This window comes from Rhodanobacter hydrolyticus, from assembly GCF_044904645.1.
Genome location: NZ_JADIKK010000008.1, coordinates 3,117,108 through 3,131,469 on the forward strand (window position 1 = coordinate 3,117,108; position 14,362 = coordinate 3,131,469).

Below are 14,362 nucleotides of genomic sequence, written 5' to 3' on the forward strand. Positions count from 1 at the left end.
TGCTCCGGTGGAGAATCAGGGAGCCAGCTGGCCTGCAAGCCGGCGATGCCGTGCCTGTACGATCCACGCCGGCTGCTGCGGATTGCCGTCGCGATGGTTCAGCAGCTCGCCGCCGTAGATGTGCAACGTGTATGCGGTGTCGTGGCGCGACAGGTTGCGGCAGCGATGCGCGCGACCGGCATCGCGCTCGAACCAGCTGGCATCGCCCGGCCCCAGCCAGTCGCGCCCTTGCGCTTCCAGTTCGCCGTTGTGCGGGTCGCGCCGGTACGACTGCCACTCCAGCGCACCATGAAGAGCGAGTTCCAGTCCCCAGCCGCCCGCGTGGTCCAGCAGCGGCATGCGTTCGCCGGGCGGCCATGCGCGCACCAGCACGTGCAGTGCCGGGTGCCGGCGCTCGACCAGCACGCGGGTATCGATGCCGCGGCGGTGCACGGCGGCCAGGCGTGCCGAAAGCGCCGGTGCGTTGCCATGCACCACACAGCCGAGGTCGCGCGCCATGGTTGCCAGGTCGGGATGCTCGACGCTGCCGTATTCAAGCGCGATGTCGCGCAAGGTCTTCAAGTTGTGCATGTACTTGCCCATGCGGAACCCGGCGTGGATACGGCGACGCAGTGGAGCACGGGCATCGTTAAACGGCCGTAAGGCATTCATATGCCTTACGGCCGTTCCTGATCACCTCACAAATTGTTCAACACGAAGTTGACCGGCACCTTGGCCCATGCGCGCACCGCGTGGCCGCCCGCCATCGCGGGCTGGAAGCGCCAATGCGCCAGTACCTGTTCGCGCGCGCTGCGGTCGAGCAGGGCGTAGCCGCTGCCGTGCTCGATCTCGACCTGCAATGGCGCGCCGTTCTTGTCGACCAGCACACGCAGCAGCACCGTGCCCTGCATGTGTCGGCGCAATGCCTGCGTCGGGAACTGCAGCGGCGACGAACGATAGGCCAGCGTGGCTTCGATCGGCGCAGCGGTGTCCGCAGCGCCTGGCGTTGTGCTTGGTGGCGTCACTGGCGGCATTGCCTGCGTGCCTTCCGTGGTCGGCACCGCCGCCGGTGGCGTAGCAGCGGGATGCGGTTGCGTATGCACGGGCATGACTGGCGCGCGTGGCAACGGTTTCAGGTCAATGGGCGGTGGCGGCTTTACGGCGGGTGGTGGTTCGATGAAGGTTATCTGCGGCACGGCGGTGATTTGATGCATCAACGCCAACGCCTGCGGTGCCAACGGGCGGGTGAGGATCAACAGGGCAGCGAGATTGAGTGCGATGGCCGCACTGAGCGCAGCGATGCGCGCGGCATCGGGTTGGGGGCGAACGGCAACAGCCAGGCTTGCGGACGACATAAGCGACCTCCTGACAGCGTTTCGGTTTTTGGGTTGTGGCGTCGGCGACGCTGCGGATGCAGGGGGATCGTCGTGGACGCGGCTTGAGCCTATGCCTGCACCCCCGCGGTGCGCAAGTGGACGGCCAAATGTCACGAGGCGCGATAGCCAGGGGAGGCCTCCCGCGTTATGGTGCAACGCAGAATCATTGCCTCGCTGGAGCCGCCATGACCACCGCCATTGCCGCTTCGCCGCGCTACCGTCGCGGCGACGAATTCGCCAGCAGCCTGCTGCATGGCCTGGGCATCGTGCTCAGCATCGGCGGCCTCGCCACCCTGGTGGCGTTCGCCGCGACGCGCGGCGACGCGCGCGAAGTCGTCGCCTGCGCGGTGTACGGCGTTACGCTGATCCTGCTCTACACCGCCTCCACGCTGTACCACGCGATTCCCGTGGTCGCGGCCAAGCCGCTGTTGCGCACGCTGGACCACATCGCGATCTACCTGCTGATCGCCGGCACCTATACGCCGTTCACCCTGATCGCGTTGCCGGGCGCGTGGGGCTGGAGCCTGTTCGCCGCGGTGTGGACGCTGGCGCTGGCAGGCAGCGTTCTCGAACTGGGCTGGTTCCGCCGCTGGCACAAGCTGGCCGTGCTGCTCTACGTGGGCATGGGCTGGATCGGCATGCTCGCGTTCAAGCCGCTGGCCGCGCACCTGCAGGCGGGCGGCATGGCACTGCTGATCGGCGGCGGCGTGGCCTATACGCTGGGCGTGCCGTTCTATCTCTGGCGCAAATTGCCGTACCAGCACACGTTGTGGCACGCCTTCGTGCTTGCCGGCAGCGTGCTGCACTACTTTGCGGTGCTGTTGTATGTGTTGCCTTGATCTGGTTTAGAGCCATGCAAGACAGCAAGCGTTGGCATTTTCATGGAATGGCGAGCTTGCTGCTTGCCTGTCCGCTGGCGTTGTTCCTGTACTTCGTCAGATGTACCGACGCAGCTATGGACAAGAGCGGTTTGGGTGACGTCGCGACTTGGCAGGTATACCAAATCAAAGCAGGTGTCGCCTTCTGGATTGCCTTGTGTACATGGATGCTCTTGCTGGCAGTTGCCGCATTCAAGCGATCTTTCCGATCGGCAGCTATCACGGCATGTGTGATCGTTCCAGTGGTGGGAGTGATTGCATGGCTCACCTTGCTGGTCTTATGAGCAGTCGAGACGACAGCTAGTCAAGCAGCATCGCCACACCGAACAAATCCACAACTCCCAGCGAGATTGCGCGGAAGTGCTCGATCGGATGCTATCGTGCAGATTCGGCTTCGCGTTGGGCGCGTACTGCCAGCACGAACACGGTGTCGATGCGCTCCACGTAGCGGTACAGCGCCCATGTAGCCATGCACGCCCCCATCGATCACGAGCTCGCGCTTGTCGTTGATGGCTGGGCCCCGATCAGCGGATCGCTTGCGAGCACGCCGATCGCTTCGATGATCCCCAGCCGCCGGTCTGCAGCATGGGCGACTTCGTGCGAAGTGAGGGGATCGAGGATGTGCTCGAAGTCATCGCCGACTTCGGGCGCCGGCTTGATGCGGCTCACTTCCGTTTTGCCAGCGTGCGCGGTGCGGGGCGGCGCGCAGCCTTGCCGGCGATCCTGCCTTCGAGATTGCCGCGCATCTTGTCCCGTGAAATCGTCTCGCCTGTTTCGACGATGCGGGCGTAACGCTGCTTCGCCGCGGTATCGAATTCGGCGCGGCGCTCGGCCAACTCCGCTTTCTCGGCGACGGCGTCAAGGACGAACCCATGTACCGTCGTGCCGGCACGTTTGGTTGCGGCCGCAACGCGGGTCTTGAGTGCGTCGGGCAGGCGGATGGTGGTCGCGCCCATGGCGAGTTTCGGAAAGTTCTGGAATGGGCATGCAATCGCCGCAGCACAAATGTGCTACGCGGGCATGGCGATCAGCCGAACAGCATCGCCACCCCGAACAGCCCCACCATCACCAGCGAGATCACCAGCTTCACCAGCGTGCCGCACAGCAGGCCGATCCAGGTGCCGATGCCGACGTGGGCGGAGCGCAGCACGCTGGTGCCGGAAGAAAGCTCGCCGATCAGCGCCCCGATGAACGGGCCTAGCAGGATGCCAGGGACGCCGAAAAACATGCCGGCGAAGGTGCCCAGCGAGGCACCCCACAGCGCGCGTTTGCTGGCGCCGACGCGCTTGGCGCCCAGCGTGCCGGCAACGAAGTCCACGACCACCGCCACGCTACCCAAGGCGCCGATCAGCAACAGCCACCATAGGCCGAGGTGGCGGTAGTCGTTCACGGCGGCGACCAGCCAGATGCCGCCGAAGATCATCGGCACGCCGGGCAGGCTGGGCAGGACCGCGCCAACCAGGCCGCCCACGATCAGCGCAGCGCCCAGTATGTAGAACACGATGTCGAACAGCATGCGTGGTCCTTGATCTTTGCGGTCGTGCTTGATCGCAGAATCTGACTGGCGGCCGTTCGTGGCCGTACCCTTCATCTTGACCTTTACGATCATCCTTAGGTTGCGGAGTCGAACGAGTGGCCGCCCATGGCCGGATTCTTCAGTCGCGCAAGCGCTGGGTGAGGCCGCGCAGGAAATGCCGCAGCAGCTGGTCGCCGCAGGGTCGGTAGTTAGGGTGCTCGGGCTTGCGGAACAGCGCGGTGAGTTCCGATTTCGACAGCGGGAAACCCGCGGCGGCGAGGATCGCATGCAGGTCGTCGTCGCGCAGTTCGAAGGCAACGCGCAATTTCTTCAGTACGAGATTGTTGGTGACGCGCTTCGCCACCGGCAGCGGCGCCCGGCTTTCGTCGCGGCCGCGCAGATGCACCACCAGGCCATCGAGGAAATGCGCCATCACCTTGTCGGGACAGTCCTGGTAACCGGGCTCGTCGTCCTTCTTCAGGAACGCATCGAAATCGGCCTGCGGCACTGCAAGTCCGGCCAGCGCGGCGATGGACGCGAGCTTGCCGTCGGGCAGGTCGAGCATGTAGCGCACGCTGCGCAGGATGTCATTGTTGATCATGGGGCAATTGTATCGGGGCTTGTTGGCAGTGTTTGTTGTGAGGGATGAATGGTGCAGGGGGTCGCTACGGGTGGCTTTGCGTTCACGGGCTGCAAACGACAAAGCGGCTTCGTACTGCTGCCGCGGCTCGCGCCGCTTCTCCCTGGAGAAGCACGCTTCCTGCGCGCGGAAGCAACAACCGGAGCAAGGCCGAAGCAGAGCGGCATGAGGCGTCCGTGCTTTCGCTCGTCATCCCGGCGTAGGCCGGGATCCAGCGACGATCAGGCTTGAGCAAGCCAAGACCACTTTGTCGCTTGCGACGGGCGCCTGAAAGCCCCTCGCAGACGAGTCCAGTCGCGGAAGCGGGAAGTCATTGCGAGCACCTGCCGTCCACCCTCAAAGACAGAGGGAAAGTCGAGTCAGCCGCGCGAGAAAAACGAACGGAATGTCTCCGCCACGCGTTCGATGCCATCGTCATCCACATCCAGATGCGTCACCAGCCGCAACGTGGGCAGATAACCGATGCTGATGCGAATATTCGCCGCGCGCAGATGGGTGTCGAGCGCCTGCAGGCGCTCGACCGGCACATCGACGAAGACCATGTTGGTGTACTGGCCGAGCAGGTTCACGCCAGGGATTTCGCGCAGGCGGCCGGCAAGATAGGCGGCGCGCCGATGGTCGTCGGCCAGCCGCGTCACGTGGTGGTCGAGCGCATGCAGACATGCGGCCGCGAGCATGCCGGCCTGACGCCAGCCACCGCCGGCGACCTTGCGCCAGCGCCGTGCCTTTTCGATCAGCGGTGCGGAGCCGACCAGCACCGAGCCCACTGGCGCGCCGAGCCCCTTGGACAGGCACACGGACACGCTGTCGAAGTGCTGCGCGATGGCGCGCGCTGACACGCCGCCCGCAACGGCCGCGTTATAGATGCGGGCACCGTCGAGGTGCAGCGCCAAGCCGCGCTGGCGGGCAAAGCCATGCGCGGCGTGCAGGTAGTCCTGCGGCAGCACGCGGCCGTGCCAGGTGTTTTCCAAGGCAAGCAGGCGCGTGCGCGCGAAGTGCGGATCCACCGGCTTGATCGCCGCGGCGAGGCGGTCCAACGGCAGCGTGCCGTCTTCGGCGTGCACGATGGGCTGGGGCTGGATCGAGCCCAGCACCGCCGCGCCGCCGCCTTCGAACTTGTAGGTGTGCGCGTCCATGCCGACCAGGTATTCGTCGCCGCGCTCGCAGTGGCTCATCAGCGCAAGCAGGTTGCTCTGCGTGCCGCTGGGCACGAACAGCGCGGCCTCGAAGCCGAGGTCATCAGCGAGGCGCCGCTGCAGCGCGTTGACGGTGGGGTCTTCGCCGTAGACGTCGTCGCCCACCTCGGCATCCAGCATCGCGGCGCGCATGGCGGGGGTGGGGCGGGTGACGGTGTCGCTGCGCAGGTCGACCACGTTCATCACCGGCATCCCTTGTCGATCAAGCGTGTTTGCGGAAGTACAGCCATGCCGCCGCTGCCAGCAGGGCCGCGGGTAGCAGGTTGGCGAGCAGTGGCGGAATGCCGTAGACGGTGCCGAAATTCACCATCGCCTTCTGCAGGAAGTACCAGGTGATCGCCAGCAGCATGCCGATGAAGATGCGCTTGCCGAGGCCACCCGAACGCATGGTGCCGAAGGCGAACGGCATCGCGCACAGCACCAGCACCAGCACGTTGAGCGCGTACAGCGCGCGCGTCCAGAACGCCACCGCGTAGACGCCGGGGCTTTCGCCGTTGGCTTCCAGGTAGCGCATGTTGCGGCGCAGGTCGCGCATCGCCAGGTATTGCGGCTGGATCGCCGACTGCGCCAGCACCTGCGGGTTGAGGCTGGAATCCCATTGCTCGCTGGGCGCGGTATGGCCGTGCACGCCGGTGTCGTCCAGCGTGGTGCTGCGCACGTCGTGCATGACCCAGGTGCGCCCGTTGTGGTCGGCGGTCTTGGCCTGGTCGAAGCGGGTGAGCTGCTGGCCATCCTTGGTGAGGGTGAACACACGCACGTCGATGAGCTGCACGGTGTCGTGGTCGCCGGAGCGGATCGCCACGGCGCCGCCACGCGCGTTGATGATGCGGTCCCCGTCGCGGGCCCACAGGCCGCTGCCGGTGCTGCCGATATTGTTGGCCTTCAGGCGCAATTGCATGGCGTTGCCCAGCTGGTCGCCCCATGGCGCCGCGGTCTCGCCTAGGATCACCACGCCCACGATCAGCACGGCGATCACGCCGGTGGCCGAAACCGCGATACGCAGCCGCGACATGCCGGAGGCGCGCAGTGCCGTGAGCTCGCTGGTGGCGGCAAGGCCGCCCAGGCCCAGCAGGCTGCCGATCAGCGCCGCATTGCCGAACATGTCGTAGGCGCGGCGCGGCGTGGTCACCAGCACGTACACCGCTGCGTCGGTCAGCGTGTAGCCGTTCTTGCCGATGTTGCCGAGCTGGCGCATGAACATCGTCACTGCGTCGAAGCCGGTGAGCACCAGCCATACGCCGATCACCGAGCCGAGCACGCTGAGCGCCACCAGCTTGTCCACGCGCTTGATCATGCGGTTCGCGCCTTGTTGGCCGGCTTGCTGTCATGCACCTTGCGTGGCGAGTACTGCTTCCACCACATCCAACCGGCGAAAGCCATCATCACGATATGCAACAGCCACATCGCGGTCTGATGGTGCCAGCGGCCCTTGTCGAGCTGCGCGCGGCCAAGTGCCAGCAGCACGTAGTAGAGATAGAAGCTCGCCATCGCCAGCATCAGGCGGCCGTAACGCGGCTCGCGCGGGCTTTGGCGCGACATCGGCAAGGCCAGCATCAGCATCACCAGGGTCAGCGCCGGCGCGTTGATGCGCCAGGCCAGTTCGGCGCGGGCATCCGGTGTTTCGGTATGCAGCAGTTGCAGCGTGGTCATGCTCTCGGCCGGATCGACGCTGTCGTCGCTGTCGGTCACGGTGGAAAGCGCGCTGTCGTTGCGTTCGTACTGCATGCGCCGCCAGTTGTCCGCACCCAACGGGATGTCGTACTGCCAGCCGGTGTGGAATGCGATGAAGCGATTGGAGCCATTGCTCTCCTGGTACAGCTCGCCGCTATTGCCGGTGACCACCTTGACGTGGTCAGGGCCGCCCTTGGCGGGGCGCTGCGTGGAGACGAAGCTGCGTCCCAGCTTGCTGCCGTCCTGGCTCAGCGTGTCGGTGAAGACGATGCCGCCCTTGCCCGGCAGTTCGGTGAAACGGCCGGCGTCGAGGCCGGCGGCGATCACCGAGCGGTTTGCCACGGCTACCAGGTTGTCGCTGGTCGCGGCCGCCCATGGCCCCAGCCACAGCGCCACCACAGAAGTGAGCAATACCAGCGCCACGGCAAGGATGGCCGTGGGGCGCACCAGTCCATTCGGCCCCATGCCGGACGACATCAGCACGTGCATCTCGCTCTCGCGGTACATGCGGCCCAGTGCCATCAATACGCCGATCATGCTGGCCAATGGCAGCATGTTGGTGAGGCCTTCCAGCGTGCGCAGACCCAGCACCTGGAACATCACGCTGGCCGGGAAGCTGCCTTTGGCCACCTGCTGCAGTACGCCGGCGAACGCGGTGCCGGCGACGATCACCATCAGCACCACCACGGTGGCGGCCACGGTCTGCGCCAGTTCGCGCAATAAATAGCGGTCGAGAATGCTCAGCATGCGATAAACTTGAGGGCTTCCGTCAACGCCGAAAGGCAAGCGGGGAAACGCCAGTCTAGCCGGTTCCCCGCCCGTCGCGCCCATGCAGGATCGAACCATGCCTCTCCAGTTCAGCCTCGTCGCCACCACTCCCGAAACCGCCGACACCGCCTGCGTGCTGGTGGGGGTGTACGAACAGGGCGTGTTGACCAGCGCGGCGGCCCGCGTGGACAGCGCCACCGGCGGCGCGATCAAGCGCCAGGTGGAAAGCGGCGACATCAGCGGCAAGGCCGGCAGCACCACCGTGCTGTATGCGCCCGCCGGCGTAGCCGCCAAGCGCGTGCTGGTGGTGGGCCTGGGCGCGCAGAAAGGTTTCGACGCGGCGCGCTACCAGAAGGTGGCCGTCGAGGCCGCTCGCGCACTAGGCAAGCTGCCGCTGACCGAGGCGGTTTCGTACCTTGCCGAAGTGGACGTACCCGGTCATGACGCGGCATGGCGCGTACGCACCGCCGTACTGGCCGCCGACCATGCCGCCTACCGCTACACCGCCACCTTCAAGCCGCGCGAGAAAGCCGCATCGCCGGAACTGGCCGGCGTGGCCTTCGCCGCCGGTGCCGAGGCGAAGGCTGGCCTCGACCAGGCCATCGCTATCGCCGAGGGCGTGCGCTTTGCCCGCGAGCTGGCCAACCTGCCGCCGAACATCTGCAACCCCGCCTATATCGCGGCACAGGCGCAGGCTTTTGCGGACGCGCACGATGCGGTTTCCTGCCGCGTGCTCGACCATGTGGAAATGGAAAAGCTGGGCTTCGGGTCGTTGCTCGCGGTGGGCCGCGGTTCGACCAACAAGCCCAAGCTGGTCGCGCTGGAATACCGGGGCGGTGCCGAAGGCACGGCGCCCTATGCCTTTGTCGGCAAGGGCATCACCTTCGATACCGGTGGCATCAGCCTCAAGCCCGGCCCGGGCATGGACGAGATGAAGTTCGACATGGGCGGTGCGGCGGGCGTGCTGGGCGCCTTCGTGGCCGCGGTGAAGATGGGCCTGAAGCACAACCTGGTCTGCGTGGTGCCCGCGGCGGAGAACATGCCCGACGGCGACAGCTACCGCCCCGGCGACGTGCTCACCAGCTTGTCCGGCCTCACCATCGAGGTGCTCAACACCGACGCCGAAGGCCGGTTGATCCTCTGTGACGCGCTCACCTGGACCGCACAGACCTTCAAGCCGCAGGCCATCATCGATGCCGCCACCTTGACCGGGGCCTGCGTGATCGCACTGGGCAAGCATGCCAGCGGCCTGTTCAGCAAGTACGACGACCTCGCCGGGGAGCTGCTTGCCGCGGGCGAGTACACGCTGGATCGTGCGTGGCGCATGCCGCTGTGGGACGACTACCAGGTGCAGCTCGACTCGGGTTTCGCCGACGTCGCCAACATCGGCGGCAAGAGCGCCGGTGCGATCACCGCCGCCTGCTTCCTCTCGCGCTTCGCCGAAGGCCAGCGCTGGGCGCACCTCGACATCGCCGGCACGGCGTGGGACGAGGGCCGCAAGGGCCAGGCCACCGGCCGCCCGGTGGCACTGCTGGCGCAGTGGCTGATCGATCGCTGCGCGTAAATTTCTGGGACGCCGTCATTCCGGCGCAGGCCGGAAGCGCTTCACGACGGCGAAGCCGGTCATCCAGTCCCCCCGGGTTCCGGTCGAGCGGCAAGGGAACACCGAGTATCGTCGCCACTGGATTCCGGCCTGCGCCGGAATGACGGTCAAGAGCCAACATACCATGCCTCGTGCCGACTTCTACCTGATCGACAAGCCGCGCTTCCGCGAGCAGCCGCTGCTGCTGGTGTGCGAGCTGGCGAAGCGTGCGTTCGCGGCGCAGCAGCCCACGCTGATCCTCGCCCGCGACCATGCGCAGGCCGAGGCCGTCGACGAGTGGCTGTGGGCCTTCGACGAGGATGCCTTCATCCCGCACCAGCTGGCCGGCGACGACGACGACGCGGACACCGCGGTGCTGATCGTGCCGCCAGGCGTGGACACGCCCGACCGGCCGATGGTGATCAACCTCCGCGAGGACTGCGCCAGCGGCAATTTCCAGCGCGTGCTGGAGGTGGTGGCGGCCGATCCGGACGAGCGCACCGGCTCGCGCGAACGCTGGGGCGAATACAAGCGACGCGGCTTCGAGTTGTCCAAGTACGACATGTGATCGCTACGCAAAAGGCCGCGCCGGTCTCCGCAGCGTCTCGCAAAATCCGTTCAAGACCTCCGCACGCTCATGCCTGCAGCAGTTTCGCGCCAGAGCTGCGCTTGTCTCTGCGGACGCTCCGCACACTTCGCAGTTGTCCGGCTTGCGCTGGGATGAAGGGCGCTAGAGTTCTCATGAAGCGTCCTCTTTGATTCAAGCCAGTGAGAAGTAGAGTTTCCCTGCGAAGGAGCTCTGCTTGAAGAAGCCGAAGTTCGGCGACGGACAGATTGTCCGGATCCTCAACGAGGTCGAGGCTGGCGCGAAGATCGCCGAGACGCGCCGCAACACCGGAGGTCTTGGGCAAGCACGTGACGATGCAGATCGCCAAGCGCAGCGAACTGCAAGCGTTCAAGGCCATGCCCAAGCGCTGGGCGGTCGAGCGCAGTTTCGCTTGGCTGGAAAAGCACCGAAGGCTATGGAAGAACCGCGAGCGCAGGCTTCACGCCCGCCTGCAATTCATCCACCTGGCATTCCTTAGCCCTTCCTGCTCAAAGATTCCGGACAGGCCCTAAACCGTCACCGCACCTTCAAGTACGCCAGCCAACATTGCCGCCAACTGCTCGCCGCTGACCGGCTTGCGCAGGAACCCGTCCATCCCGGCTGCGCGCGCCAGCGCTTCGTCGCCATCACTGGTGCGTGCAGTGACCGCCACGATGGGCAGACGCCGGTCCGTTTCGCGCTGGCGGATCATGCGGGCGATCTGGAAGCCATTCAGGCTGGGCAGGTCGAGATCAAGCAGCACCGCGTCGTAGCGATCGCGCTCCAGCTCGGCCAATGCCTGCAGGCCGTTCACCACATGGCGGATCGCATGCCCTTGCTGTTCCAGCAACCCGGTGACGACGGCGGCGGCGATGGCATCGTCCTCCACCAGCAGCAGATGCAGGTGGCGTTCGTCGATCGGTTGAGGCGCGGCAGGTTCCGGTGGGGCAGGGCTTGCCTCGATCAGCGGCAGGCGCACGAGGAAGGTGCTGCCATGGCCCAGCCGCGACTGCAACTCGATGCTGCCACCCATCATCTCCACCAGCTCGCGACAGATCGCCAGGCCCAGTCCGCTGCCGGCGCGGCGTTGCGGGCTGTCTTCCTGTTCGAAGCGCTGGAACAGCCGCGCCTGGCTGCTGCCGGGAATGCCGGGGCCGGTGTCGCTGACGCTGAACAGCAGGTCGTCGCCGCTGCGCGTGGCGCGCAGGGTGATGCTGCCGTGTTCGGTGAATTTCAACGCGTTGCCGACTAGGTTCAGTAGCACCTGCTTGATGCGCACTGGGTCGCCCACGGCCTGTGCGGGAAAGTTGTCGGCGATTTCCAGCATGAACTGCAGGCCCTTGCTCCACGCCATGGCCTGTTCCAGTTGCGCCACGTCGAGCACCAGTTGGCGCGGGTCGTACGGCGACGGCTCCAGCTCGAAGCGGCCGGCGTCGATGCGCACCAGATCCAGCGCGTCGTTGAGCAGCTTCAGCAGCATGCCGCCGGAGCGCTGCATGGCACGGGTGTAGTCGCGCTGCCGGCTGTCCAGCGGCGTGTTGAGCAGCAGTTCGGCCATGCCCATCACGCCGGTCATTGGCGTGCGGATCTCGTGGCTCAGCGTGGCGAGGAATTGCGTCTTCGCCGCGCTGGCCTGCTCGGCCAGCGCGCGTCGCTGCTCGATCAGTGCGACGTGGTGGCGTTGCGCCAGTCGTCGTTGCCATTCCAGCATCAACAGGCCCGCCGCGGACACCAGCGCCAGCGCGTACAGCAGCCATGCCCACCAGCGCAGCCATGGCGGCGACTCCACGTGGATGTGCAGCGGTTGTCCAAGGCGCGTCCACACGCCTTCCGCGCCCGCCGCCATCACTTCCAGCGTGTAATTGCCGCTGCTGAGGCCGGACAGGTCGCGTTCGCCCGGGTTGCCCACGTCTACCCAGCCAGGATCGAAGCCATGCAGGAAGAAGCGGTAATGGTTGGCGTAGGGGTCGAGGTAGGAGAACACGCGTGCCTGGATGCTCAGCTGGCGGTCGCGCCAACCCACCTTCACCACACCGTGGTCGATGGCCAGCGCCTGCCGCACGCCCCGACGGCGCACGTAGATGCCGGTGATCGCCAGCGGCGGTGGCGCTTTCTGCGCGCCGATGTTGTCGGGGTCGAACGCCACCACGCCGCCCAGGGTCGCAGCGTAAAGGTAGCCGCTGGGCATTTCGGCGTAGCCGCGCGAGAACTCACCGTTGGCCAGGCCGTCCTGCAAGCCGAAGGAGCGGAAGTGGCCGTTCGCCGGATCGAAGCGCCACAGTCCGTCGTGGCCGAATACCCACACGCGATCCTGCGCATCGACCTTGAGGTCCACCACGTTGATCGATGGCCAGCCCTGCGTGGAATCCACCGTGCGGTCGAGCGCCATCGCATTGCCTTCGATGCGGTAATGCGACAGGCCATTCGCGTTGGCCGTCCACATGCCGTCCACCGCAAAGGCGAAGGCGTCCACGCTTTGCCCGGGCGTCGCGCCCGGCGCCATCGCGAAGCGACCACGCACCTGATCCAGTTGCATCATGCCGCCGTCGCTGGCGTACCAGAACACGCCGTCGCGCAGCGTCATCTGGCTGCCCCAGCGCACCCTCTCGTTGGGTTGGTCCATCGGCACCGCCGTCACCGTCAGCGTGTTCGGATCGATGCGGAAGATGCCCTCGCCGAAAGTGCGCGCGTACAGTTGTCCGTCAGGGCCCGGTTCCACTTCCAGCGGGTGGCGCATGACATCGCGGCCCGGGTCGATGCGCGTGCAGCGGTGCTGCGCGACATCGCACACGTCGATGTAGCCCTGCAGCACCACCCACAGGCGGCCCCGCGTGTCTTCGGTCATCCCGGCGACGTCGCCGCCGAGGTTCGAGAAGAAGTGCTCAACCCCTCCCGTGGCGGGATCGAGCCGGTCCACCCGGCCGGCGCGTTCGCCCACCCAGATATGCAGGCCGTCCTTGCCGCGTGCCATGGCGGTGGCGACGGCATCGCGCAGGCTGGCGGGATCGTCCGGAACATGGGTGAAGCGGCTGAAGCTGTCCCAGCCCGGCGCCAGGTATCCCACGCCGCCATCGAACACGGCAAGCCACAGCCCGCCGGCGCGGTCAACCAGCATCTGCCATACCCAACTGCCGGGCAGGTTGCCGTCGAGCACGGGACGGTTGGCGATCGCCATCACCGGTGCACCTGCGCGCGGCTGCATGAACAGCCCGCGTTGCGTGCCTATCCACAGCCGACCGGCCTGGTCGCGCTTGCTGTCCATCACGTTGGTGGAGGGAATCGCCGTGCCGCCGAAATGTCGCGCCAGACCGTCTGCGCCCACCACCATCAGGCTGCGGTCGGTGGCGATGCGCACTTCGTTGCCGTCGCTGTCGATGTTCCAGGCCGCCATCGAATCGCGCGGATCGGCGGCCAGCACCTTGCGTATCCGGCCCTGTCCGTCGCGGAGGAACACGCCGAGGTCGCTGCCTATCCATAGCTGTCCGTGCGCATCGACATGGAGTGCACCGACCGGTCCGAAGTTTTCGGCCTTGCCATCAGGCGCCTGGTATTCGACGTGGTCGAAGCCGTGGCCATCCGGCCGCATGCGATCCAGTCCATTGCCGGTACCCACCCACAGCGCGCCGTCCGGTGTCTGCGCGAGCGACCAGATGCGGATGCTGGACAGACTGGCCGGGTCGGCCGGGTCATGCCCCCAGTGCACGAATTTGCCGGTGGCCGCGTCGTAGCGGTTCAGCCCGGCGTTGAGGCCGCCCGCCCAAAGACGGTCCTGGCTGTCCACCAGCAGGGTGGCGATGCCGTTGTCGAACAACGAGCCGGGATCGTTCGATACGTGGCGGAAAACCTTGAACTGCACGCCGTCGAAGCGTGCGATGCCCCCCTTGGTGCCGAACCAGATCGCCCCGCCCCGATCCTGCGCCACGGCGTATACGTTGGAACTCGGCAAGCCGTCGGCTACCCCATAGCGGCGGAACTGTGGCGTGACCAGCGGGATCGCCGAAGTCGCCGCGGGCACCGGCACGGCTGGCATCCGTGCCGGCACAGGCATTGCGATGAGCAGCAGCAGGCCGAACAAGCCTGCAGACACCAACGGCCCGCGCCCCATCATTGCCCCCGCTACGGCGGTGTTCCGGCTTGCGCGGCGATCCGCGCGGCCGCACCACGTCAGGC

General features: G+C 66.4%; 14 protein-coding genes and 1 pseudogene. 5 read left to right on the forward strand and 10 right to left on the reverse strand.

What is annotated here, in order from left to right; all coding sequences use genetic code 11:
- Positions 1-15: 15 nt before the first annotated feature.
- Both ISP25_RS16600 and ISP25_RS16605 read right to left on the reverse strand, forming a co-directional pair.
- Positions 16-582, reverse strand: coding sequence for a cupin domain-containing protein (locus tag ISP25_RS16600; protein ID WP_404615451.1), 567 nt, complete (start codon positions 580-582; stop codon positions 16-18).
- 95 nt (positions 583-677) lie between these two features.
- Complete coding sequence (locus tag ISP25_RS16605; protein WP_404615453.1) at positions 678-1,334, reverse strand: energy transducer TonB; 657 nt, start codon at positions 1,332-1,334, stop codon at positions 678-680.
- Positions 1,335-1,540: 206 nt separating this feature from the next.
- Here ISP25_RS16605 and trhA point away from each other — a divergent pair, with 206 nt between their 5' ends.
- A complete protein-coding gene (gene trhA, locus ISP25_RS16610; protein ID WP_192159785.1) occupies positions 1,541-2,194 on the forward strand; it encodes a PAQR family membrane homeostasis protein TrhA in 654 nt (217 codons plus the stop codon).
- A 14-nt stretch (positions 2,195-2,208) separates the two neighbouring features.
- On the forward strand, positions 2,209-2,517 hold the full coding sequence (locus ISP25_RS16615; RefSeq protein WP_404615455.1) for a hypothetical protein: 309 nt from the start codon (positions 2,209-2,211) through the stop codon (positions 2,515-2,517).
- 202 nt (positions 2,518-2,719) lie between these two features.
- On the opposite strand, the gene ISP25_RS16620 is transcribed toward ISP25_RS16615, so the two are convergent.
- From ISP25_RS16620 to lptF, 7 genes are all read right to left on the reverse strand, one after another.
- Entirely contained in the window at positions 2,720-2,902 is a 183-nt protein-coding gene (locus ISP25_RS16620) for a hypothetical protein (protein WP_404615457.1), read from the reverse strand.
- Complete coding sequence (locus ISP25_RS16625; RefSeq protein ID WP_404615459.1) at positions 2,899-3,189, reverse strand: CopG family transcriptional regulator; 291 nt, start codon at positions 3,187-3,189, stop codon at positions 2,899-2,901. Before ISP25_RS16625 ends, ISP25_RS16620 begins: the two co-directional genes overlap by 4 nt.
- A gap of 71 nt (positions 3,190-3,260) precedes the next feature.
- Positions 3,261-3,749, reverse strand: coding sequence for a DUF456 domain-containing protein (locus ISP25_RS16630; protein WP_404615461.1), 489 nt, complete (start codon positions 3,747-3,749; stop codon positions 3,261-3,263).
- A 139-nt stretch (positions 3,750-3,888) separates the two neighbouring features.
- Positions 3,889-4,350 (reverse strand): YehS family protein, encoded by a 462-nt coding sequence (locus ISP25_RS16635; RefSeq protein ID WP_192159789.1) that lies wholly within the window; start codon positions 4,348-4,350, stop codon positions 3,889-3,891.
- Between the two features lie 398 nt (positions 4,351-4,748).
- Positions 4,749-5,768 carry a low-specificity L-threonine aldolase gene (gene ltaE / locus ISP25_RS16640; protein WP_404615463.1) on the reverse strand — a complete coding sequence of 340 codons (1,020 nt, stop codon included), beginning with the start codon at positions 5,766-5,768 and terminating at the stop codon, positions 4,749-4,751.
- Between the two features lie 19 nt (positions 5,769-5,787).
- Complete coding sequence (gene lptG, locus ISP25_RS16645; protein ID WP_192159791.1) at positions 5,788-6,879, reverse strand: LPS export ABC transporter permease LptG; 1,092 nt, start codon at positions 6,877-6,879, stop codon at positions 5,788-5,790.
- Positions 6,876-8,003, reverse strand: coding sequence for an LPS export ABC transporter permease LptF (gene lptF / locus ISP25_RS16650; protein ID WP_404615465.1), 1,128 nt, complete (start codon positions 8,001-8,003; stop codon positions 6,876-6,878). Before lptF ends, lptG begins: the two co-directional genes overlap by 4 nt.
- A gap of 97 nt (positions 8,004-8,100) precedes the next feature.
- Here lptF and ISP25_RS16655 point away from each other — a divergent pair, with 97 nt between their 5' ends.
- The 3 genes and pseudogenes from ISP25_RS16655 to ISP25_RS16665 form a co-directional block, all read left to right on the forward strand.
- Positions 8,101-9,588, forward strand: a complete 1,488-nt coding sequence (locus ISP25_RS16655; protein ID WP_404615467.1) for a leucyl aminopeptidase — start codon at positions 8,101-8,103, stop codon at positions 9,586-9,588.
- Between the two features lie 163 nt (positions 9,589-9,751).
- Positions 9,752-10,174, forward strand: coding sequence for a DNA polymerase III subunit chi (locus ISP25_RS16660; RefSeq protein WP_192159795.1), 423 nt, complete (start codon positions 9,752-9,754; stop codon positions 10,172-10,174).
- 332 nt (positions 10,175-10,506) lie between these two features.
- Positions 10,507-10,725, forward strand: a pseudogene (locus ISP25_RS16665) (transposase); the annotation flags it as partial.
- On the opposite strand, the gene ISP25_RS16670 reads toward ISP25_RS16665, so the two are convergent.
- Complete coding sequence (locus ISP25_RS16670) at positions 10,722-14,222, reverse strand: hybrid sensor histidine kinase/response regulator (protein ID WP_404616333.1); 3,501 nt, start codon at positions 14,220-14,222, stop codon at positions 10,722-10,724. The pseudogene ISP25_RS16665 and the gene ISP25_RS16670 sit on opposite strands and share 4 nt — an antisense overlap.
- Positions 14,223-14,362 lie beyond the last annotated feature (140 nt).